Here is a 22148-nt window from a genome sequence, read left to right as displayed (position 1 = left end):
CATCTCCCCCGTAAGAGGGACGCCGCTCGAGTAGCTCGTTAGAGTAGCACTTGTGATTAACGAGACGGCATCTAACTCACAACCCACCAACCCCTGGATCATCCGCACAACCACCGGCCTAATCAAAGGCCACGCGGAGAACGGCGTCACCGCCTTCCGTGGCATCCCTTACGCCGAAAAGCCTATCGGCGAACGCCGCTTCCGCCGCGCCGAGCCCATTACCCCATGGGAGGGCGTGTTTAACGCCGCAACTTCCGGAGACGCCTGCTCCCAATACCGCCCGGCGCGCAAGTCCGCAGGTAACTGGGAGGGCACCGAGGACTGCCTATGGCTCAATGTGGTGGTTCCGCGTCCCGCAAACTCCCCCACGCCTGCCATTGATCCGGAGGCCAACCGCCCGGTGGTGGTCTACTTCCATGGCGGATCGAATATTCACGGCTCGGCGAACAAGCCTCTGCTTTCCGGTGAGTATTTTGCCCAGGCCATCGATTGTGTGTACGTGGCCGTGAACTACCGCGTGGGCATCTTCGGCCAATTGGCGCTGGGCGAAGGCACGCACACGCCGGACACCATGGATAGCAACGCAGGCCACTCCGACCTGCTGACAGCACTGCGCTGGATCCACGACAATGCCCGCGCCTTCGGTGGTGATCCGGACCGTGTGACCATCATGGGTGAATCCAGTGGTGGATCCATGGTCACTGCCCTATTAGCCACCCCATCTGCCAAGGGCCTGTTCAGCGCGGCTATCGCGCAATCCCCCGCCCCGATGATCGTCCACACACGCGCTAATGCGAAATACTGGACGGATTTCGCAGCCCGCTGGCTGCACCGGATGCGGGCAGAGGAATCTATGCCACTGGATCAGCGCACCCCGGTTCGTCAGGGCCCGCCGGAGCTCAGCGATGAGGAACTGCAGGCCGCCACCGAAGATCTGCTAACCGCCGAGCACGCAATTTTGGGGCGCCTCTCGGATGAGATCGTTCGCTTCCACGCAGACAATCCCATTTCCAAGGCCGGCCCGTTCGCCCCGGTGATCGACGGGGACTTGCTGCCGGAGCACCCGCTATCCCCCGGCGCGATGATGGACGTTCCCCTGCTGATCGGCACGAACCGCAACGAGTACGACATGATGCACCTGGAGCCGAAGCGTAGCTCCATGCAGTACACGCGCACACGCACGTTCGCCCACGCGATTTCCGGCGCCGATGCTCAGGCCACCAACATCCTGGAGCAGCACTATGGTGGCCCGAAGTCCCGCAAGCTGAAGGGGCGTTTCTTCGGCGACGCGCTGTTCACCGGCCCTTCCTGGTACTTGGCGCAGAATCACCCGAGCGACCGGGCGTGGGTCTACCGGCTGGACACCACCACCCCGTTCCTGCGTTATTCCGGCATGGGCGCGATGCACGCCCTGGACCTACCGATCCTCTTCCAGCGCTATGACCAGGACAAGGGGCGCATCGCCGTGCTGCTCGGCGGTCGCGACGAGATGCGCGCCACCACCGTCGCCATGCAGTCGCGGTGGAGGCAGTTCGTGCACTCTCACGACCCAGGTTTCGATCCCTATTCGCTGGGCTTCGCCACGCAGGTTTTTGACGCCCATTTCCCCACCGGCGAGGAAACCATCTACGACCCACAGCCCGAGCTGCGGGAAGCCTGGGCGCAGGTTCAGTGGGATAAGCAGGAGGAAATGTTCGACCAGCGCTAATGATCAGCTAGCGCTGGGACCGGCTACAGCTGGAACGAAGGGGCGTCACTTAGCAGCGCGACGCTGGCGGGCGAACTCGCTGAGCACCACGCCCGCAGCGACCGACGCATTGAGGGATTCCACCCACTTGGCCATGGGGATCGACATGATCGTGTCGCACGTTTCCGAAACCAGGCGGGACAGCCCCTTACCCTCCGAGCCGACGACGATCACGGTCGGGGTGGTGCCGTCGTAAGTGTCGAGGGTGTGGTCGCCACCGGCGTCCAAACCCACGACCTGGTAGCCGGCCTGCTGGAACTGCTTCAAGGAACGCACCATGTTGGTGGCCTTCGCCACCGGGAGGCGCGCGGCCGTGCCCGCGGAGGTACGCCAAGCAACAGCGGTAACTGAGGCGCTGCGACGCTCCGGGATGATCACGCCGTGGCCGCCGAATGCAGCGACAGAGCGGATGACCGCGCCGAGGTTACGCGGATCGGTGATGTTATCCAGCGCGACGACCAAGCCGGGCTGAGGCGCGGAGGCGGCCCGCTCGATCAGGTCCTCTACCTGCGTGTACTGGTAGGGCGGGATCTGCAGACCGATGCCCTGGTGCATGCCGTTGCCGGTCATGCGATCCAGCTCGGCGCGGGAAACCTCCAGCACAGAAATGCCTCGGTCGGCGCAGGTGTGGACGGCCTCGGCCAGGCGCTCGTCGTTCTTGGTGCCCTCCGCGACGTACAGCGCGGTGGCGGGAACCTTGGCGTGCAGGCATTCGATCACCGGGTTGCGGCCGACGACCAGCTCCACCTGGTTATCGTCCTTTGCGAAGCGGTCGTGCGCACCAGATGCCCGGCGCTTGGCGGCCTGCTTGCGCTTGTAGGCGGCGTGGTAGACGCGATCCTCCGCCTTCGGCGTGGCCCCCTTGCCCCGCAGGCTGCGGCGCCCCTGGCCGCCGGAGCCCTTGGTTGCGCCCTTCTTGTTCTTCTTGCGCACGCCTCCGCTGCGCTGGGTGTTGCCCGCCACTGTGATTGCCCCTCTTACCTGGTCGACTACGTGCGTTTGTGTATGTTACTTCCCGGCACGCAAAACTGGAACCAGGCTCACGAGAACGTGGACAGCAAAGCACCCCACCTGCTGTGAATTTGTTGCTTCCATTACCAATCTTGCCGGCAGCAGCTGAAACGAGCAATAGTTCTTCGCAGATGGGGTGGTACGATGCTTTCCTTCTAGGCAGTGATGCCGAAGTTCTTCAAAACTCCTCGCCAATCCACGGGCCCGAAGGCCAGTGCCCCTACCCCAATCACTGCCACAATGGCGGCGATCACACCGGCCGCGATGCCAAGGGACGAGTTTTTGGAACTGCCGCTAGAAGAACCGGAGAATCCGCTTGCACTTCCCTGCAGTTCCTGCGGGGTTACATCTTCTATCTGCTTGCCATCGTCATAGTCCAGCAGCAGGTCAACGTCCGCGCCCTCCAGCTGCTCGCCCTCGTTGTAGCGGAGTAGAGATCTCTGCAATCCGATACCGGCCGTTGTGGGACGGTTCTGGGCAACGAGATCCTTACCCGGATCAATCGGGGCTTCCAGGGTGAAGGTCACGATTACTTCATCGTCGCCGCGCTTGTCTAGCTGTGTAGGATCGTTCGCCGTGTTACCGGAAAGGGAGTAGTCCCCAATAAGCGATACCGCCTGACCTGTGACATTCAACTTCAAGTCGAAGTAAGAGACATCCAAAGCTGGCCCGCCGTTCTTACCAAGACCTTTGTATGCGGTCACATGTGCGCTGCCGTCCAGGGCAATCGTGCCATTCCCCTGCGGGTCCAGCTTTGTTTCTTGGGTATTTACTGGGAACACAAACTGGTTTCCCTTAAACTCCGCGCCTCCATCGCCGATGACGGTTCCCCTGGCGATCGGCCCCTGCACATGCTTAAGGAAAGAGGTTTTGATCGGCCAGGCAAAAGCACCGGCTCCTAACACTGGGGCGGACACTTCCTCTGCCTGTGCTACAGGAACCGCCATGCCGCTTAACGCGACGGAACTGACCAGGGCGCTGGCAACGAAGTGGCGGGAATTGGACTTGGACAAGAATGGTGTATTCACGCGCAGACTCCGTAAAGATCTGTGAACAGGGAAAAATTCATACCAAAAGCATCGATGGCTTCCTCAATCAATTCGGAACGCTGCTGTGCTGTGAGTGGCAGGCTATCGAGGCGCTGACGGTAGCTGGTTCGGTACGGAGGGATCTTGCCAATAGCGGAGAAGTCATAGAACTTCAATGCCTCAGGAGCGACATTGTAGAGGTCTGCTACACGTACAGCGATGACCTGACCGCCGGAAATATCCCCGAGGTAGCGGACATAGTGATGAGCGATCACTCGTACAACGTCTTGTTCTCCGAAAGAGTCGAGGCGATCTACATACCGCCGGGTGGCGGGCAGTAGTTCAAGTTGTTCGCGCCAATCGGAGCCGAGGCAATACGTCAGATCGTGTTCCAACGCAGCGCAACGTTGTAGGCGCGGATCGGCAATAGCCGACCCGATGGGAGTGCCGGAGACTCTTTCTACAGCGTTCTCTAGAGCGCTGTAGACAAACCAGAGTTGTCCCGAAAGCGCATACACCGCTTGAGCGTCAAGCTCGCCTTTGAAAAGGGTGCTCATGAACTCGGATCCTTCTGCGCGCCCGTGCGCCTCCGCAGTGGCATTGCGCAGTGCCTGAGAGATCGGCTCGGCTGTGTTAAAGCTTGTGTTTGAAAGTGTGGAGGTCGAAGCCATCACGTTATTCCTTTCGAAAGAGTTTCAAGATCCGCGTGGAATCTGGAATTTGTCGCTGAACGAGAAAAGGGAACTCGTTATTAGCGCAAGTTGTGGTGGCGTAGGAATTCATCAATCTTCTTGTGAATGCCATCGAGAGCGCCAGACACGTTGATCGCGTGGCCAATGATCGCCAGCATGCCTAGGATTCCGACCGTGCCAAGAATGTAGTTCCACACCTTTCCGAACTTGCCCAGCGAACCTTGGCCTTGCCCCTGGTCATCCGGGTTGTCTGGGTTGTCCGGGTTGTCCGGGTTGCTGGGGTTGTCCGGGTTGTCTGGGTTGCTCGGGTTGTCTGGGTTGCTCGGGTTGCTCGGGTTGTCCGGGTTGTCTGGGTTGCTCGGGTTGTCTGGGTTGCTCGGGTTGTCCGGGCCGGAACCACCTTCATCATCCGGATTCGGCTCCCCTGGCGTTGCACATTTCTTCTCGGTGGTCAGAGAAACATTGATGTCATCCAGCTCTGGCTTGTAGTCCGCCGAGTAAATGCCCATGAATAGGACGTCTACACCCTCCACAATGTTCTTGTCCCCATCCGTTCCTGGCTTAGGAACGTAGGTCATGCTGCTTGCATCAAGCGTGACAGTGTCCCCGTCAACCTTCCAGTTTCCGTGCCCCTTCGAGAACACGTCCCTGCCGGAAACCTTGTTCTCTTCGATACGGTCCTCAGGCGTGTACTCAGTCATGTGCTTGCCAGGCACGTAGTATCCCTCGTAGCTGGCGCCGCCCTGAATACTAGCCCCCTCGGCCGTGATGTAAGGGGACTTGAAGTTCGAGTACAAAGCACCATGATGGCCTTCAAAAACGACATCGGACGGCTTGGTGCCGATCTCTGCCTTGGTTACGTTGCCCTCGGAATCGACCTCAATGCTAGATACACTTGGGTCTACCTGGAATTGGAATTGGAAGTCCTTGGACTTCTTGTTGGCAGGATCAGATTCCTTAACCTCACCCTTCGTTTCCCAGCTTCCCTGAGCGATTCTCCCCAGGATGTAGCTGCGGAAGCTCTCCTTCAATCCCCAGTTGAAGGTACCGCCAGTGATAACAGTTTTGCATTCAGGTTTAGCCTGAGATGCGCCCTCCTGTGCCGATGCAACGGGTACGGAAAGTGCAGCAGTGCCCAGGGCGAAGGACATCACAGTGCCGAGCATGGCATTTCGAGTTGACTTAATAGACATGAGAATTACTCCTGATGAATGGATCCTAGGGACTTAGCCCTAGTGAATGGGAGGGTGGATTGATATGCGGAAAGCAGTTGAGCTACTGCAGCAGGCGGATCCCTTCGCCGCGGACGGACAGAGATGTCATTATCCGCACTGCGGACAACTTCGATGGGCCAGTCATAAACGCTGGAGAGGATCTCGTCGGTATAGACCGAATCAACCGATCCATCGGCGGCAATTCGCCCATTGGATAGACAGACGATGTGATCGCAATACGCCGCAGCTGCATCGAGGTCATGCAACACAATCACCACCGCAGTTCCAACTCTGTGAGCGATCTGCTGCATCAAGCTCAAGACTTGTTCCTGATGACGGATATCCATCGCCGCGGTCGGCTCGTCTAACAACACCACCGGTGTTTGCTGGGCCAATACCCGGGACAATGCAACCCGAGCACGTTCGCCACCGGAAAGAGTGACGATGTCACGAACTGCCAACGTAGTGGAACCGGTGGCGTCCAGAGCAGCGTCAACAATGAGCTCATCCACACTGCTATCGACTGTCCCTCGCCACGGTCGCCGTCCCATCGCCACAACATCTCGAACAAGAAACTCAAACGCGACTTGGACATCCTGAAGCAACACCGCACGGCGCCGCGCCATCGTCCTTGCATCAGCCCGAGAGGGGTCTAATCCGGCGACGGAAACCACACCCTGAGTAGGTTTAATATCCCCAGACAGCGCGGCAAGCAGCGTCGACTTACCAGCACCATTCGGCCCAATGAGCCCTGTGACCTCGCCGGCACGAGCGACAAAACTAATGTCACTGAGCAACCGCTTGGCGCCAACGTCGACGGTAAGGCCAGATACCTCAATGGCCCTATCGCCGATAGCCATACTGTTTGTAGTCGCATCGCTACAGTGAGCACTCATGCATGAATCCCCTTTCGCATCATTCGGCGCAGCAGAACGAAGAAAGTCGGGCCGCCGACAAGGGCAGTGAAGATGCCAATAGGCAAATCTGCGAATTCAATCAATGTGCGGGCAGCCACATCGGCCAGACCAATCAAGACCGCCCCGCCAAGCGCAGAAGCAGGGATGAGTAGATAATTCTCCGGCCCCATGACCGTTCGCAACAGGTGCGGGATAATCAGCCCTACGAAGCCGATGAGCCCGGCAAAGGCAACTGCGCCTGCAGTGAGTACGGTCGCAGCGATGATCGCAATCACTCGCAATTGACTTACATTGATCCCTGTGTGACCAGCGGCTTTCTCACCCAAAGCAAGTACGTCTAGTGCCCCACCCATCCGTAGGGCTACGGCAATTCCAACCATCGTGATCGGCAAAACCACCCAAACGTGCTTCCACTGGGCACCATTTAGGGATCCCATCTGCCAAAAGATGATCTCTTCCCGACTGGCGGTCGGAGCCAAATAGACCATGAAGGAGATAATTGCTCCACACACGGCATTAACCGCGATACCTGTGAGAACCAGATTGATAACCACAACTCGGCCTTGGCTTCGAGCTAGCTGGTAAATCAGGCCAGCGGCAACCAATGCGGAAAGAAAGGCGAAGAATGGAACGGTGAACGTGCCGAAGAAAGCAAGGTTAAAGACGATTGCCAACGCCGCACCAACCCCGGCTCCCGAGGTCACGCCGATAATCGATGGCTCGGCCAGTGGGTTGGCAAACACCGCCTGCATCAATGTTCCAGCCACACCCAAGCATGCACCGACTAGGAACCCCAGCAGGATGCGCGGCAAGCGAATATCCCACACTACGCTGGAGGCCAGACCTGAATGATGGTCTTTCCCCAGCAAGATTGAACCTAAATCCTGCAGTGGCACGTAGTACTGTCCAAGCACGATCGATAGCACCGCAGCAACAAGCATTAGCACCACAAGTGCACCGAAAATCCCTACCCGTCGGCGCGTTCGCGCCCGGAGAAACTCGTTCGTGTTAACCGTGTGGGTCATATAACGCCTTCGCTGTCCGCAAAAGTGTTTGCCCAGTCATAGGACCGAACGCCAGCGATTGACCATCTGGAATCGTGATTACGCGCCGCTTCTGCCCTGCTGTGGTTTGGGCTATGCCGGGGCGTTTGAGCAGACCTTCGATCCCTCCGGTGGATTCCAACCCGCCGGTCATCATGATGAACGCATCTGGGTTTAACCTAGCTAGCGACTCCGCATTGGCTGGTTCGATGTAGGAAAGGTTGTTCTCCGTCCCCACGTCAACCGCACCAACGCCCTCGATCAGGTCTTTGGCTCCGGTCCCTTCGCCCATAATAAAGAACACTCCACCATTTCCACGAGCATAAAGGAATGCCACCCGCATCGGTGTAGAGGGCACCATCTTCTTGATGGTCTCTTTATCCAGATCTATTTCCTCGACTGTGCGATCTGCAAGCTTTTCCGCATCCTCCGGGAGCCCCACGACAGCACCGAGCGTGGTGATGTCCTCGGCCACCGAATCGATCGTGCGGGTCGGTTCCATGACCACGGTGGTCACGCCCGCCTGACGAATCTGATCGATAGCGTCCCGTGGACCGATGGAGTGGTCCACGATGACGATATCCGGCTCCAACGACAACACGGCTTCCACGTTGATGTTGTGCCCACCCTGAGTGACCACTGGCCTGTCGGCCAAGATGTTTTCAGTAGAAGAGACCGTGCGGCCTACAATCCGGTCGGCAAGCCCCAGGCCAGTAAGGGTTTTAGTGTAAGTGCCATACAGGTCTAGAGCCAGAATCCGATCTAGCTTATTAACTTTGACATCGTGGCCGTCTGCGTCGGTCAGCTCCACCGGCAGCTTCGGGGATGGATTCTTGGTCACAGGCTCCACATCCGTGAAGTCCTTGACCTCCGAAACTCCCTCAAAGCTACGGGGGTCCTGCAGATCAGCGGCATTCTTGATGTCGTTTCGCAGAGCAGCATCAGCTTCGGATTCATAGGCGCCCTTAACGCCACACGCAGCGAGGCTGGCCGTGCAGATAAACAACACACAGGTGCGGAACGCTAACCGCACAGTTCGATTAGGAACAATGGACATTAAAACGTGCTTTCTAACTGAACAGTGTTTTGCCACCTAGTAGGCGGATTAAGACGGATTACTTACAACCAGTCGACCGATGCTTCCACCTGCGACGATGACTCCTACGATCAATCCGAGAAGGTAAGAAGTCGGATTCTCATCCTGGCCCTCAGCCGCAACAGGCTTAACCTTGAATTTGCTCGATCCGTTTTCGTACCCAGCCGATGAAGAATCGCCGTCGACGCCATTGCCGAAACCGTCCTTATTGCCGGCGAGCTTCGCGGCGGCAGCATTGTGCGCGGCAGAAGAACCACCGCCCGATCCACCCGCATTCGATCCAGATGCTGAAGTACCGCCCACTGCGTCGCAGTCACCCTGGCCACCTAGCTGGGCGCTGAAAGATATCGGCGCTAGCTGGGTTCCCGGATCGTAGAATTCAGCGAAAGCTACGGAACCATCCTGGGTCAGCGATACACTCGCCTCTCCGCTTACTGAGTTTTCCGAGACATCAAGGGAACTAAAGCTCAGGTCTCCCAGCACTGTGCGCCCGAAGTCTCGTTTCTCGCCTTCCATGTTTGAAGAACGAACATCGGCAACAAGCCTTCCTGTTCCACCGTTGAACTGGATCTCCGGATTAGCAATGTTCAGGTCGAGAATTCCGTTGTGACCGGTGAATTGCATCGCGCCACCATAGGAAATCGTTCCCTGCTGCGAAGATGTATCGACGTTGCCACCGTTGCCGGTGAACTGATACTTGCCACCGCTGTATCCGACCCCGCTCAAATCCCACTTGCCCTTAGCGATAGAGCCGGTGATGTACGACTGGAAGGATTCTTTCAGAGCCCACGATGCCTTGGCGCTTTCGACTGCCTTGACCGACGCGCAGTGCAGATCTCCACCGCCACCAGCTGCTCCGCCTGCAGCGACACCGCCACGGGTTGTTCCGCCTCCGCTGGAGGCCGACCCGCCGCCTGTTCCGCCGTTTCGCGCACCACTGTTTCCGGATCCAAGCGATGCTCCACCAGAGGCCGATCCGCCACCAGAACCGGAGTTGGAGTTGGAGCTCGTTCCGGAGGTGGAGCTAGTTCCGGAGTCGCTTCCGCTAGAAGATCCGTTCTTACCGCGCCCGCGATTGACGAAAGATTCATACTCGTCCAAGAAGGCTTGGGAGTTACCCATGAAAGTGGTCAGGGCGTTCATCGTGTCGTTCGTCTCAGACAGAATTCCCATAGCTTCCTTGTTAAAGCCGGTGAAGTTGCCATCGATCGTGGTCAGCGTGCGCTTTTCGCCCGATCCCGAGCCACTGCCCGAATCTGATCCACAGCTGCCGTCCAAAGCAACTGAGCCACTGGTTGGATCCATCGAGGTTCCCGCCTTGTAAGCGAGAAACAGCCGACTGCCACCTTGAGTAAGCGTCGTAGAACCAGAAAGGTTTACGCTCCCTGAGCCGGGGTTCACCGGGGTAGACAGGTTCACCTTGGCGATGACTTCATCGTCGCCAGTGATTTTGGCTCCCCGTTTGCTCTTATCGACCATGTCCGACTCATAGGAGACATAGTCCACCAGGATCTCGGCGGTTTTTCCTTTTGCGCGTACCTTCCAATCGGAGAGCGTCATATCTAGCAGGTCATCGCCGCCATAGTTGTGACCGTTGAAACGGAGAACTCCGTTTAGCGGAACGGTCACCGTATCGCCGTTTACCTGGGGCTTTTGGGGACTGAACTGGAAGGTGCCATTCGGGCCGGTCTTATCGCCGGTAAAGCCGATACCGTCGCCACCCCATCCGCCTTTAGCGACAGGGCCTTGGATATAGGCACGGTAGCTCTGCTTGATACCCCAATTAAATTCACAGGTTCCCGCCGCTGAGGCAACGGGAGTAGCGACCGTGGTAAATGCTACGGGAGCGAAGGCAAGTACGGAGGTGGCGGCAACGGCCGTGGATGTACGACCGAACGACCGTCGCACCGAGCCTCGACGTGATCCAAACAGTGAAAGGTGCATGCTGATCCTACTCAGAACTGAAACATCAAAAGACTTACGCAGCCTTACCTTCTACCCAGGATTTACCACTAACTTAGGATAGTGTTACCTTAATTAGGTAAGGCTCAACTTAACTGAAAGTATCATGACGTCAGCCTAAGAGACAGAAGCATCTTGTGTTTAGCTTCGTCTCCCACCCCCACCTCTCACCCCCGAGAAAGGACACGAAGGATGACCGCATACACCCCGGCCCCTCTGGCCAACCTCTACCCTGAAGTAGACCCCCACCAGGCAATTCCGCTTTCCGCGACCGAACGCTTTGCCCTAACCGTATCGATCGGCGTGATGGCATACGGCGCAGTAGTCGGCGACTTTATTATCGCCGGAGTCGGGCTGGCACTAGTCGCCATCGCATGCGTCGTATGTTCTCAGAAAACGCAGCGCCGAATCCGCTCCCAAGCCCGCGGCCGCTTCCCCAGCGAGGACTGGGTCGAATACAGAACCGCAAACAGGTTGAATCTGAACCTCTTCCTCCCCCTATGTATCGGCTCCATCGGCGCCCTGATCGTGGCCGGTTTTTGGTACATCCCGCCGGAGCACGCAACACTGGGCGGCATCATCATTGCCATCGTTTCTGCCGCCACCATTTGGTTCTTGCCAGGCCTGAACCCAATGTGGTCGAAAGACGAAGAATACTTCGTACCCGAAGAAATATATGACGACGAGGTCGAGCTTCCAGGATCAGAGTTACAGCCCGACGAGTACGTCTATGGAACTACCCCTTCAGCGACCACTTCGCGCCATCGGCTGTATCCGTAACCTCAATGCCGGCCTCGGCCAGGCGGTCGCGTACCTCGTCGGCGGTGGCCCAGTCCTTGGCCGCGCGGGCTTCGGCGCGGCGCTCCAGCTCAGCCTTGACCAGCACATCCAGGGCACCCATCGCCACGTCGGATCCGCCCGCAGCGGCCTTGGTGGATTCCAACCACGTCTCGCTGAGCGGATCCACACCCAGCACGGCAGCCATCGCACGAACCTGTCCAGCGATCTGCTTGACCTGCTGCTCTACCTCGTCCGTGGGCTTAGCCTCCAGTAGCTTGTTGCCCTCGCGAACAATATCGTGGATCACGGCCAACGACTGCGGTACGGCCAGGTCGTCATCCATCTTCTCCGCGAACCGCGCCGGCACTTCGCCGACCGGCAGCGCCTGCGGGTCCACGGCGGTCTCTCCGGTGACGAACTCGATGGCGCGCACCAGGAACTTCTCGATGCGGCGGTAGCCCGCAGCGGCCTCGCCCAGCGCAGCCTCGGAGTACTCCAGCATCGAACGGTAGTGCGCGCTGCCCAGGTAGTAGCGCAGCTCAACCGGACGCACCAGCTTCAGCACATTCGGGATAGAAAGCACGTTGCCCAGGGACTTCGACATCTTCTCACCGGACATCGTCACCCAGCCGTTGTGCATCCAGTAGCGCGCGAACCCATCCCCCGCTGCCGTCGCCTGCGCGGCCTCGTTCTCGTGGTGCGGGAACTGCAGGTCCAACCCACCGCAGTGAATGTCGAACTCACTGCCCAGGTAGGTCGTGGCCATCGCGGAGCACTCGATGTGCCAACCCGGGCGGCCACGGCCCCACGGAGTATCCCAGGCCGGCTCGCCCGGCTTGGCTGCCTTCCACATGGTGAAGTCGCGCGGGTCGCGCTTGCCGGTACCCGCGGATTCACCCTGATCCATCTCATCCAGCTTCTGGCCGGACAGGAAACCGTAGTTATCGATCGTCGCGGGTTGCGCGTACACGTTGCCGTCTGCGGCGTAGCCGTGGCCGTTGTCGATGATGCGCTGCATGTACTCGATCATCTGCGGCACGTGCCCTGTGGCGCGGGGCTCGATGGAAGGTGGGGTGACGCCCAACTGGTCATAAGCCCAGTTAAACGCGCGCTCGTGCGTGGCAGCCCACTCCCACCACGGGCGGTTGTTCTCCGCGGCCTTGGTCAGGATCTTGTCGTCAATGTCGGTGACGTTCCTTACGAAAGCGACGTCCAACCCCTTGGCCTCTAGCCAGTTGCGCAGAATGTCGAAAGCAACTCCGCTACGCACATGTCCGATGTGCGGAATCGACTGCACGGTCGCTCCGCACAGATAGATCGAGGCATGGCCTTCACGGATAGGCTCGAAGTCGCGGAGCTGGCGGGCGGCAGTGTCGTAAATTCGCAAAGTCACACCACACAGTATAGGCATGCGCATCCGGCCTCTTTCCCCTGCGTGTCAGTATCGTGGAAGGCATGCACACTCAAAGCACCACGAGATTCGCCACCATCCGCCTCAACGATCGGGGTGCATGGCGCCCAGTAGCAGTCACCTCTTTCTCCGAGGAAGGTGGCGAGGGCAAGCTCCTAGCCGAATTCCCCTACAAGGCGCAGGTCAGCAACACGGAGCTGGATTCCCTCCCCACCGTTACCTTCACCGCCGACCAGCTGGGGCCAGTCGTGCCGAACCCGGGGAAGATTTTTTGTGTCGGCCTTAACTATCGGGAACACATCGCAGAAATGGGACACCCGATCCCGGACCACCCCACCCTCTTCGTGAAGTACGCCTCCGCCCTGGCGGGTCCGTTCGACGAGGTAGTGGTTCCCCCGGAGCTCTCCGCGCAGGCAGACTACGAGGGCGAGCTCGCCGTCATTATGGGCGAGGCCGGCCAGATCGCGGGCTACGCCGTGATGAATGATTTCTCTCAGCGCGACTGGCAGTACCGCACCCAGCAGTGGCTGCAGGGCAAGAACCTGGACCGCTCCAGCGGATTCGGCCCATGGATGGTTCCCGCCGAACACTTCGATCCGATTGCGGAAGGGGCTGTCTTACGCACCTGGGTCAACGGCGAACTCCGCCAGGAACACAGCGTTGCCGACCTGGTGTTTAAGCCACAGGATCTGGTGGATTACATCAGCAATTTCGCCTCGTTGGCACCTGGTGACGTCATCGTGACGGGCACACCAGAGGGCGTCGGCCATGGCATGACCCCACCGCAGTACCTGGCCGATGGCGACGAGGTGCGCATCGCTATCGACGGCATCGGGGAAATCTGCAACCGCATTAACTGCTGAGCTGAGCCAACCGGGGCTCGGCCTTCTTGATAGCGCTCCGCACTGCCGCGAAAAGTAGCAGGCAGATGGGAAGCGCAATCACAATCACATCGATCCTGGGCGACCAGAACAATGGCAGGTATTTGCTTGGCAACACCGATATGAGCAGGCACTGGGCTGCGGTTAGCAGAAGCAGTCCATAGAAGCTCTTTCGCAGGTCTGCCACCAAGCATGCGCCGAAAATTACCGACAATGCAATAAGCGTGTACTGCAACATGCCTGGGTTGCCCAGGACCGCGACAACGCCGCATTCACCCAAGCAGATCCCAAGGAAAAGCCAGTCGCAGGCTGCCCACGTGCGGCCAATTAGTTCTTCCAGCTGGGAAAGCCGGTTATCCCAGAACATCACCGCAGAGCTAACGATAGCGATGGAGAACACGAAGTTAAACGGAACGACTCCGGACGAACTCCACGAAGCCCAGGGAATGGGAATCGTGGTCGTGCCGAACAGGACGGCGCCCACGAGGGCGAACACCTGAAGTATCGCCGCGTAGGTCGCGGAATGACCGCGCCAATAGATTTGTGCTCGATGCTGGGCAGACACTATCCCTCCCTACACTCGGAGTTCGCCCGATTCAGGATGAATTTCACGTCCACTCCCTCATTCGTGCCATGCACCCCGCGCCATTGTCCGGAAGGCGTCAGGGTCGCTCGTTCCAGTTCTTCTTCCGTCAGATCGGGAAGAGACTCCGCTACGGATACGGGTTCCTGCGGAGTTCCCCAACACGACGGTGCCCCCTTAAGTGCAGGTTCGTTGCTGAGGAGTTCGACCAGGAGCGCGCGCTTTACTTCCTGTAGCTGATTCGAATGGGCGAGCCAGATGTCGCCGTCCCGTTGCGGTTCGGCGTCGATCAGCCTGTAGGTAGTGACGCCCAACGATTCCCACACCTTGCGGTTTGCGTCTACCTGCTCAGGTGGGGTTTCGCGCCAGTAACACACCGCTCCCTCGCAGATCATATGCTCTTGGGGGCGGGGCACCGCGGAACCATAGTTTCCGTCTTGGGCGATTCCGTAGCCTAATCCACAGCTCACGCCGAGTAGAACAATGGCGGCCACGCGAAGTGGCCACGCGGACAGCCCCGGAAGCCAATTTCCATGAAAAGCCGCGGTCAACAGCAACGAGCAAACGCATATAGCCCCCAGCACCAGCGCCGAAGCCTTCCACAGAATCGGGTCCACGCTCTGTGATACTTGGCAACAAGAGCTGAACGGTTGCCCGAACATTTGTCGCCACGCCACGTTTGAGAGCGACACTGGGTAAGCGACCAGGATATAAGGAAGAAGCAAGCCGACAGCGATCGCCACAATTGCTGGTAGGTACAGCCCTAAAGTTGCCCCCAAGCTCAGCCATGCCACGCCGTGAAGAACAATAAAGACCAACCCCGTTGCAAGGGACTGTGCGGACTCTACGTAGCCGATATCCGCCAGCTGCACTGCGAGGTACGCCAACACCACTGCCACCGCGAGCAATAGCGGAAGCGCCAAGGATCTGAGCCAGACTTTAAAAACATCCTGCACAGAGCCGCGGGACTTAAAAAAGGAACGGAAGCGTGCCATCTCTTTAGCACCGATAAAGCCCAGGATTGGCCCCAGCGAATAGTAGATGGCCAAGCTGTTGGAGACTGCGTTGTCCTGCGTAGGCACCGGGTTGGCGTTGAGTGCAATGCTCAGCAAACCAAGCGCTGCAGCTGCGAGCACCAAAGCAACGTTGATCGCATTAATCCTCGACATGGCCACCGGTCCTGGAAAATGCCTCCGCAAGGTTTCTCACAGTGTCGGAATAGCGATGTGACTCCCCCGGCTCTAGCGAACCGCGCCCAACTCGCAGAAAATCGCTCATTGGCCCCTGGAACTCAACCTTTCCTTCATGCAACACGAGTACATGCTCGAACGGCTTCTCCACTTCCAAGGGCTGATGACTAGAAACCCAAAGGCCAACGCCCGCTTCCGCAATGGATCGATAGAGTCCTTGCAAATCCCGCTTCGCCAGTGGGTCGAGTGCGGCGCTGGGTTCGTCCAGCAGTATGTGCTCCGCGTTAGAGTTCAGGGCTGTTGCTATTTGCACGCGAGCTTGCTGCCCACCGGACAGCTTGCTGCATTGCTTATGTGCGTGTTCCTTCAAACCGACGAATTCAATCCAATAGGCCGCGGTCCTCTTGCTCTCCGCCCAACCGGCACCATTAAGCCAGGCAACGTAGGAAACATAGTCAACAACGCGCGCACCATTGATGTTTTCGAAATGCTGCGGGACGTACACAGCTCGACCCAATTTCGGCACAGCGCCTTTAGACGGTGTTAGCTGACCAGCAAGCAGCTTCATGAGCGTGGTCTTACCTGCACCGTTGACACCCAGTATGACTGTTGGGCTAGTGGGAACCTCAAGCGAGTGGACCTCGACCCCTTCATCAGAGCGCGGGTAGCTAAAAGAAAACGAGTAGCTATTCGACAAGAAAGTTCCAAACCTTTAATGCGCAGGGGTTCTGTTTGATGGAACAAACCTACGAGGGCGCGAAAGGATTGTCAATAACTAGTTCTGCGCCTGCCACACAACCGCCGTCGCCACAGCCGCCACACCCTCACCGCGGCCGGTGAAGCCCATGTGGTCGGTCGTGGTGGCGGAGACAGAGACAGGGGCGCCGATGAGCTCCCCCATCACCTTCTCGGCCTCCTCACGCCGGGTGCCCATTTTCGGGCGGTTCCCCACCATTTGCACCGCCGCGTTGCCGATCACGAAGCCTTTGGATTCCAACAGCTCGCGGCACTCGCGCAGTAGGCGTTCGCCGGAGACGTTGTCGTACTCTTTGCGCCCCACCCCGACGAAACTACCCAGGTCGCCGAGTCCTGCAGCGGAGAGCAGCGCATCCACTACCGCGTGCGCCACCACGTCGCCATCGGAGTGCCCCTCGCAGCCGTCCTGCCCCTCCCACAGCAGGCAAGCCATCCAGCAGTCCTTGCCTGGCTGCACCTGGTGAGCATCCGTCGCAATACCGACGCGGGGAATGATGTGTGGGGTGTTCAATTGCGGTCTGCCTCTCGCCTCTGGTTACGTTCTACTTGTCTGCTGCGGGCTTTCTAACTTTCGCTGCCGTTCAGGATCATCTGCGCCACGCGGTAGTCCTGGGGCGTGGTGATCTTCATAGCCAACGGGTCCGCATCCACCGCCACCACAGGGAAGCCAGCCATCTCCATCAGCGAGGCATCGTCCGTCACCAGCGGCAACGGCGAAGCACCCACCCGATCCACCGCGTGCGCGGAACTGATCTCCGTGGTGCGCAGGTACTGCTCGTTGGCCTCGATCAGCTTCTCCAGGTCAAATACCTGCGGCGTGGCAGCTGCCCGCAGGCTGGCACGGTCGGGGGTTTGCTCCACGACCGTCTGCCCTGCGCGCGGGCCGGAGGTGGGGGCGTCAATAACCTTAATAGTGTCTACCACCGGCAACACCGGGATCGCCCCATACCAGGAACCTTCTGCGACGCCACGGCGCGCGCGGTCGACAACCTCGGCGATCATGGCGGGTGGGGTAAGGCAGCGGGCGGCGTCGTGGACGGCAACGAAGCGCCCGGTGGTGGCCTCGCCCGCGGCGTTGAGCCGCCGTTGGATCGCCACAAGACCCGCGTACACGGAATCGAAACGTTCCCCTCCCCCGAGCTCCACGCTGACGGTCATGGGCGCCCATTCTGCGGCGTTGAGGGGATCGACGACGATGCGCTCGGCGCGGTCGCGCATGTTCTCGCTAACCAGCACGATGGCATGGTCGATGCTTTGGGACGCCGCGAGGCCGTCCAACGATCGTTCCAGCAACGACCGACCGTGGAGCTCTACGAAAGCTTTCGGGGTGTCAAACCCCAGGCGGGTGCCGCTACCGGCAGCGGCGACGAGTGCATAGACGTTCGCTGTCACGGCGTTAGCTCGGCTTAGTCTTCGCCGTCCAGCTCGTCGTCCAGATCGATGGAGCCACCGGACTTGGGATCCTCGTCCACGCCTGCCGCACGGGCAGCAGCGGCGGCCTCACGGTGGCGCTTAATAGCGGCCTGCATGTCAGCCAGCAGCGCATCAGTCTTCTTGTCGTCAACCCCCTCGGCTAGAGCGAGCTCGCCTACGAGGATCTGGCGGGCCTTGGCCAGCATGCGCTTCTCACCTGCAGACAGGCCGCGGTCCTGATCGCGGCGCCACAGGTCGCGCACAACCTCGGCCACCTTGTTCACATCGCCACTGGTCAGGCGCTCCTGGTTGGCCTTGTATCGGCGGGACCAGTTTCCAGCCTCTTCAACATCGGTCTCGCGCAGTACCGAGAAGACCTTGCGCAGGCCTTCCTCGCCCACCACGTCACGCACACCAACCTTTTCGGCGTTTGCCGCCGGCACGCGAACGGACAGGTCGCCTTGGTTAATACGCAGCACCAAGTAGTCGACGGTTTCCCCCTTGAACTCCCGCTGCTCGATGCCCTCGATAACGGCGGCGCCGTGGTGCGGGTAAACGACCGTATCTCCGACTGCGAACTCCATAAGTATTCCTCTAACGTCCTTCCGTAGGGCTATGGCGGGGGTGTGACGGGCACTGGGAAATAAGTGCGCAAATACCCGATAAATTCTACCGCAATTAGCCCCACTACCCGCATTCGGGGCGTACTCATCCGAGCAACTGTGCATTAAGGGGCATTAATTAGCCATTATTGGCTCCTTGGCTAGGTGTCTCGGGGGGCTACAGGCTAGGCTGGTTGTAGACGTTTTTATTCAACTGCTTTAAGACATGCCTCAGATGGAGGAACGCATCGTGAAGACCCTCAAGGCCCAGCCCCTGAAGACGACCTTTGCCCGTGGTGCGCTGGCGCTGGTCGCAGCAGGTTCCGCACTCGCACTGTCCGCGTGCGGCGCAGGTCAGATCACCCAGACTTCCAGCCAGGTGGCCGCCGTCAACGGTGCGCACGGCAACGCTGGCCACGCTGACGTGCAGGACGTTTCCGTGGTGGTTGGCCCGGACAATACCCTGGCGCTGAAGTTCACCGTGACCAACGAGGATGAGAAGGGTCAGGCCGTCAAGATTGAGTCCGTGAAGGTCGACGGCAAGGAGGTCTCCGGAATCAACAACGCGGAGATCCCGGCTGGTGGCTCCCTGGTTGGCGATGGCAAATTCGCTATGGAGGATCTGGAGACCAAGGGGCAGGCTCAGCTGAAGTACGCCACCACCTCTATCAAGGGTCTGCAGGACGTTTACGTCGGCGGACACAAGAAGGTCACTTTCAAGATGAATGTTGGCGAGGTAGAGCTGAACGCTCCGGTGAACGGATACGTTCCTGAGTCGGGCAAGCTGCACCGCGACGAGGACGGCAGCCTGACCGATAAGTAGGACGAGCAGAGCGATCAAATAGATCGCTGCATAATCGAACAAACGCCGCTACTGGACATTGGTTGTCCGGGGCGGCGTTTATTGTTGTGAACATGGCAAGTAAGTCGAGCAAAGCAAGCCGCGTTTTCGTATGTACATCCTGCGATCATCAGCTCTCAAAATGGATGGGACGCTGCCCACAGTGCGGGGAGTGGGGCTCGCTAGAGGAACGAGATTCGCGTGCCCTCGGGGCTATGGGGCTCGCCGGCATAGCAGCTGGGTCTGGTGGCAAGGGTGGCGCTGGACGCCGCGGCGGACTCGGGGTCGGGGGTTTGGTTCCAGGAGCAAGTGCCCAGCCGGTAACCAAGGTGGATCCGACGATCGCCAAGCACCGGCCAACGGGTATCGGGGAACTTGACCGTGTGCTGGGCGGTGGCATTGTTCCCGGCAGTGCAGTGCTCTTGGCAGGTGAACCCGGCGTGGGTAAATCCACCCTTTTGTTGGAGGTTGCCGCTGCCTGGGCCAAGAAGGGGCACACGGTACTGATCCTCACAGCGGAGGAATCCGTCGGACAAGTGCGTCACCGTGCAGAGCGCACTGGGGCTTTACACGACAATCTCTATCTTGCCAGTGAAAATGACCTGGAAAACGGACTTGCACAGATAGACGCACTCGCCCCGGAGCTCATCATCGTCGACTCCTTGCAGACAATGCAGGCCACTGGCGTAGAAGGCGTCGCCGGCGGCGTAGCGCAGACCCGTGCCGTCACGAGCACCCTGACCACATTGGCGAAAATGGCCGGTACCCCTGTGATTGCCGTAGGCCATGTAACGAAGGAAGGCACGGTTGCAGGTCCGCGCACCATTGAGCATCTGGTGGACGTCGTGTTGAATTTCGAGGGCGACAAGCACTCCTCCATGCGTTTCCTGCGGGGTATTAAGAACCGCTTCGGAGCTACGGACGAGGTCGGTTGTTTCGAACAGACTGCCCATGGCATCCAGGAGGTCTCCGACCCCAGCGGTTTATTCCTCCATCACCGCACCGAGTCCGTGACCGGTACTGCGGTAACAGTGGTTATGGACGGCCGCAGAGCCATGGTGGGTGAGCTGCAAACCTTGGCGCTCAACAGCGAGTTTAAGAATCCCAAGCGCTATGTCACAGGCATGGATGCCTCGCGAGTGTCGATGGTGCTGGCAGTGCTCTCCGAACGCTGCGGACTAGCTCTGGCGGATAAGGAGGTCTACGCCGCGACGGTTGGTGGCATGAAGATTCTGGAGCCGTCGGCGGATTTGGCTACGGGGCTGGCATTGGCCTCCACGGCAAAACGCACGCCACTACCGTTGGGGCTGGTGGCTCTAGGAGAAGTTGGCTTGGGCGGTGAGGTACGGCGTATTCCGCAGCTCACCCAAAGATTGGCCGAAGCCTATCGCCTTGGTTTCAGCACAGCCCTGGTGCCGAAGAACTGCCACTTCGAGGCACCGGAGGGGATGCAGGTAAAGGAGGTTTCTACCCTCTGCGAGGCAGTTAATTTCTGCCTCGTTGCCCCCGGCGGTTAACGGTCTACTGCAAGTTAAACGAGGCTGGCTCGGACGTGTTGTTGCCAACGTGCGCATACAGCAGATAGCTGCCTGGGCCTACCGGCTGGCGATCCTCACACTTGTTAGGCGCGGACGTAGTGCGGGACCATGCGGCCATCTCGTAGTTCAGAGACTCGCCCGCCTTGACCTTGGTCTCACCAACAACTTCCGGTGCGTTGCAATCGATATCGCCCCACACGCGCTGGTAGTTACCCATGGTGAAGACCTCAAACTTCAGCGGCGCATCATCAAAGTTGATGTCGCAATCCGCATTCGTCGGGTTCTCGATCTTGACGAAGAAATTCGGCTGCTGATCCGCGTTAAACGTCGGCGCGCCCGGACGAGCGGTGACCTTCAAATCAGCCAAAGAGCAAGAATCCTTTTTCTTCTCGTCCTTGTTCTCTTCGGTCGTAGACTCCTCGGTCTTACTTTCGGACGCCTTCGCGTCCTTGGACTCACTGGAATCCGCCCCCTTCGGCGGTTCCGGTGGGCTGGTCATGTCCTGCTGCTCGGACGTCGTGGCAGCCGACTCACTTGTAGCGGCATTTTCGGGTTCCTCACCCCCACTGAACAGGCTGATCAGACCCCAGATCACACCGATCACAACGACCAGAATTACCACCGCGGCAATACGGCGGCGGATATACACTTCGCGTGGCAATGGGCGCCTATTGTCTGCATCAGTCACAAAATCAATGCTAAATGCTTGCTGCCAAAAGGAGGCGGATAGACACAGTGCTCACGCAAATCAGTGCTCGTGCAAATCAGTGCACTCGCTGCGCGCCTTCGATGTCCAGCCCATAGCTGACAAGTGGCTCCGCCAGCCCATCCGAAAGCTGGTAGCGCAACCCCACCACCGCGCATCGTCCATCAGCCAAGCGTGCCTGAATTTCCGGCGAACGGTCCACGATGTGATCCGCAATCTCCGCCACATGGTTACGCTCGAAATCCTCACTGCTTTCCATGCCGCGCTTCTTCGCCGACAGCAACGAGGGGGTCACTTTTTCCACCAGCACGCGCTGGAAGCCTGCCGGCATATCGCCACCATGTAATGCCCGAGAGGCCGCGGCAACCGCACCGCATTTTTCGTGACCCAACACAACGACCAGTGGAACCTCCAGGGAATCCACTGCGAATTCCAGTGAAGCCAGCACCGACAGATCGGTGATCTCCCCGGCAGTACGGATCACGAAAACGTCACCGAGACCCTGGTCAAAGAGGATCTCCACCGGCGCTCGCGAATCGGAACACGCCAACACCACAGCCTGCGGCTTCTGTCCAGCCTGCAGCGTAATACGCCGGCTGAGATCCTGGTGTGGGTGGTCGGATTCGCCACGCATAAATCTTTGGTTGCCCTCCCGCAGACTGTCCCAAGCCTGCTGCGGGGTCTTGTGATGGCTCGAAGTCATGCCTCCATTGTGCATCGCGCTACAGTGATTCGTG

The 22148-nt window shown here is 59.0% G+C and carries 22 protein-coding genes; 5 read left to right on the top strand and 17 right to left on the bottom strand.

Annotation, left to right across the window (positions count from 1 at the left end):
• The first annotated feature begins 52 nt into the window (after window positions 1–52).
• Complete coding sequence (locus AC05K6_RS04150) at window positions 53–1708, top strand: carboxylesterase/lipase family protein (RefSeq protein ID WP_476727852.1); 1656 nt, start codon at window positions 53–55, stop codon at window positions 1706–1708.
• 45 nt (window positions 1709–1753) lie between these two features.
• Here the strand turns inward: AC05K6_RS04150 and rlmB are convergent, their stop codons facing one another.
• The 8 genes from rlmB to AC05K6_RS04110 form a co-directional block, all read right to left on the bottom strand.
• Window positions 1754–2710 (bottom strand): 23S rRNA (guanosine(2251)-2'-O)-methyltransferase RlmB, encoded by a 957-nt coding sequence (rlmB, locus tag AC05K6_RS04145; protein WP_035004662.1) that lies wholly within the window; start codon window positions 2708–2710, stop codon window positions 1754–1756.
• Between the two features lie 203 nt (window positions 2711–2913).
• Complete coding sequence (locus AC05K6_RS04140; RefSeq protein WP_049050120.1) at window positions 2914–3786, bottom strand: HtaA domain-containing protein; 873 nt, start codon at window positions 3784–3786, stop codon at window positions 2914–2916.
• Window positions 3783–4457 (bottom strand): biliverdin-producing heme oxygenase, encoded by a 675-nt coding sequence (locus AC05K6_RS04135; RefSeq protein ID WP_476727851.1) that lies wholly within the window; start codon window positions 4455–4457, stop codon window positions 3783–3785. Before AC05K6_RS04135 ends, AC05K6_RS04140 begins: the two co-directional genes overlap by 4 nt.
• Window positions 4458–4537: 80 nt before the next feature.
• The gene (locus AC05K6_RS04130; protein WP_476727850.1) at window positions 4538–5671 is read right to left on the bottom strand and encodes an HtaA domain-containing protein; all 1134 of its coding nucleotides are present in this window, start codon (window positions 5669–5671) and stop codon (window positions 4538–4540) included.
• 5 nt (window positions 5672–5676) lie between these two features.
• Window positions 5677–6588 carry a heme ABC transporter ATP-binding protein gene (locus AC05K6_RS04125; protein WP_434820791.1) on the bottom strand — a complete coding sequence of 304 codons (912 nt, stop codon included), beginning with the start codon at window positions 6586–6588 and terminating at the stop codon, window positions 5677–5679.
• Complete coding sequence (locus AC05K6_RS04120) at window positions 6585–7634, bottom strand: FecCD family ABC transporter permease (protein ID WP_034974928.1); 1050 nt, start codon at window positions 7632–7634, stop codon at window positions 6585–6587. Before AC05K6_RS04120 ends, AC05K6_RS04125 begins: the two co-directional genes overlap by 4 nt.
• On the bottom strand, window positions 7618–8709 hold the full coding sequence (locus tag AC05K6_RS04115; protein ID WP_035007512.1) for a heme/hemin ABC transporter substrate-binding protein: 1092 nt from the start codon (window positions 8707–8709) through the stop codon (window positions 7618–7620). The genes AC05K6_RS04120 and AC05K6_RS04115 overlap by 17 nt, the downstream gene beginning before the upstream one ends.
• A gap of 48 nt (window positions 8710–8757) precedes the next feature.
• A complete protein-coding gene (locus tag AC05K6_RS04110; protein ID WP_080716680.1) occupies window positions 8758–10692 on the bottom strand; it encodes an HtaA domain-containing protein in 1935 nt (644 codons plus the stop codon).
• Window positions 10693–10902: 210 nt separating this feature from the next.
• On the opposite strand from AC05K6_RS04110, the gene AC05K6_RS04105 reads away from it, so the two are divergent.
• Window positions 10903–11490 carry a hypothetical protein gene (locus tag AC05K6_RS04105; protein WP_034969824.1) on the top strand — a complete coding sequence of 196 codons (588 nt, stop codon included), beginning with the start codon at window positions 10903–10905 and terminating at the stop codon, window positions 11488–11490.
• On the opposite strand, the gene cysS is transcribed toward AC05K6_RS04105, so the two are convergent.
• The gene (cysS, locus tag AC05K6_RS04100) at window positions 11447–12883 is read right to left on the bottom strand and encodes a cysteine--tRNA ligase (protein ID WP_192816044.1); all 1437 of its coding nucleotides are present in this window, start codon (window positions 12881–12883) and stop codon (window positions 11447–11449) included. The two genes, AC05K6_RS04105 and cysS, sit on opposite strands and share 44 nt — an antisense overlap.
• Window positions 12884–12945: 62 nt before the next feature.
• Here cysS and AC05K6_RS04095 point away from each other — a divergent pair, with 62 nt between their 5' ends.
• Window positions 12946–13764 carry a fumarylacetoacetate hydrolase family protein gene (locus AC05K6_RS04095; protein ID WP_051873846.1) on the top strand — a complete coding sequence of 273 codons (819 nt, stop codon included), beginning with the start codon at window positions 12946–12948 and terminating at the stop codon, window positions 13762–13764.
• Here AC05K6_RS04095 and AC05K6_RS04090 read toward each other — a convergent pair.
• From AC05K6_RS04090 to AC05K6_RS04065, 6 genes are all read right to left on the bottom strand, one after another.
• Entirely contained in the window at window positions 13754–14347 is a 594-nt protein-coding gene (locus AC05K6_RS04090) for a hypothetical protein (RefSeq protein ID WP_293791085.1), read from the bottom strand. The genes AC05K6_RS04095 and AC05K6_RS04090 overlap by 11 nt on opposite strands.
• The gene (locus tag AC05K6_RS04085) at window positions 14347–15534 is read right to left on the bottom strand and encodes an ABC transporter permease (protein ID WP_293791084.1); all 1188 of its coding nucleotides are present in this window, start codon (window positions 15532–15534) and stop codon (window positions 14347–14349) included. The genes AC05K6_RS04090 and AC05K6_RS04085 overlap by 1 nt, the downstream gene beginning before the upstream one ends.
• Entirely contained in the window at window positions 15521–16252 is a 732-nt protein-coding gene (locus tag AC05K6_RS04080; protein WP_476727849.1) for an ATP-binding cassette domain-containing protein, read from the bottom strand. The genes AC05K6_RS04085 and AC05K6_RS04080 overlap by 14 nt, the downstream gene beginning before the upstream one ends.
• A gap of 78 nt (window positions 16253–16330) precedes the next feature.
• Window positions 16331–16822 carry a 2-C-methyl-D-erythritol 2,4-cyclodiphosphate synthase gene (ispF, locus tag AC05K6_RS04075; protein WP_034965389.1) on the bottom strand — a complete coding sequence of 164 codons (492 nt, stop codon included), beginning with the start codon at window positions 16820–16822 and terminating at the stop codon, window positions 16331–16333.
• Between the two features lie 53 nt (window positions 16823–16875).
• A complete protein-coding gene (locus tag AC05K6_RS04070) occupies window positions 16876–17703 on the bottom strand; it encodes an IspD/TarI family cytidylyltransferase (protein ID WP_476727848.1) in 828 nt (275 codons plus the stop codon).
• 14 nt (window positions 17704–17717) lie between these two features.
• On the bottom strand, window positions 17718–18308 hold the full coding sequence (locus AC05K6_RS04065) for a CarD family transcriptional regulator (protein WP_293791081.1): 591 nt from the start codon (window positions 18306–18308) through the stop codon (window positions 17718–17720).
• 253 nt (window positions 18309–18561) lie between these two features.
• Between AC05K6_RS04065 and AC05K6_RS04060 the strand changes: the two genes are divergently transcribed.
• Together AC05K6_RS04060 and radA are read left to right on the top strand one after the other, a co-directional pair.
• Window positions 18562–19149, top strand: coding sequence for a hypothetical protein (locus AC05K6_RS04060; RefSeq protein WP_476727847.1), 588 nt, complete (start codon window positions 18562–18564; stop codon window positions 19147–19149).
• A 92-nt stretch (window positions 19150–19241) separates the two neighbouring features.
• A complete protein-coding gene (gene radA, locus AC05K6_RS04055; protein ID WP_476727846.1) occupies window positions 19242–20684 on the top strand; it encodes a DNA repair protein RadA in 1443 nt (480 codons plus the stop codon).
• A gap of 4 nt (window positions 20685–20688) precedes the next feature.
• Here radA and AC05K6_RS04050 read toward each other — a convergent pair whose 3' ends face one another.
• Both AC05K6_RS04050 and AC05K6_RS04045 read right to left on the bottom strand, forming a co-directional pair.
• Window positions 20689–21393, bottom strand: a complete 705-nt coding sequence (locus AC05K6_RS04050; RefSeq protein ID WP_293791077.1) for a hypothetical protein — start codon at window positions 21391–21393, stop codon at window positions 20689–20691.
• Between the two features lie 76 nt (window positions 21394–21469).
• Window positions 21470–22114, bottom strand: coding sequence for a carbonic anhydrase (locus AC05K6_RS04045; RefSeq protein ID WP_476727845.1), 645 nt, complete (start codon window positions 22112–22114; stop codon window positions 21470–21472).
• Window positions 22115–22148 lie beyond the last annotated feature (34 nt).

The sequence above is a fragment of the Corynebacterium sp. TUM25020 genome (assembly GCF_056388495.1).
This window is presented reverse-complemented; position numbering and strand designations above follow the sequence as displayed.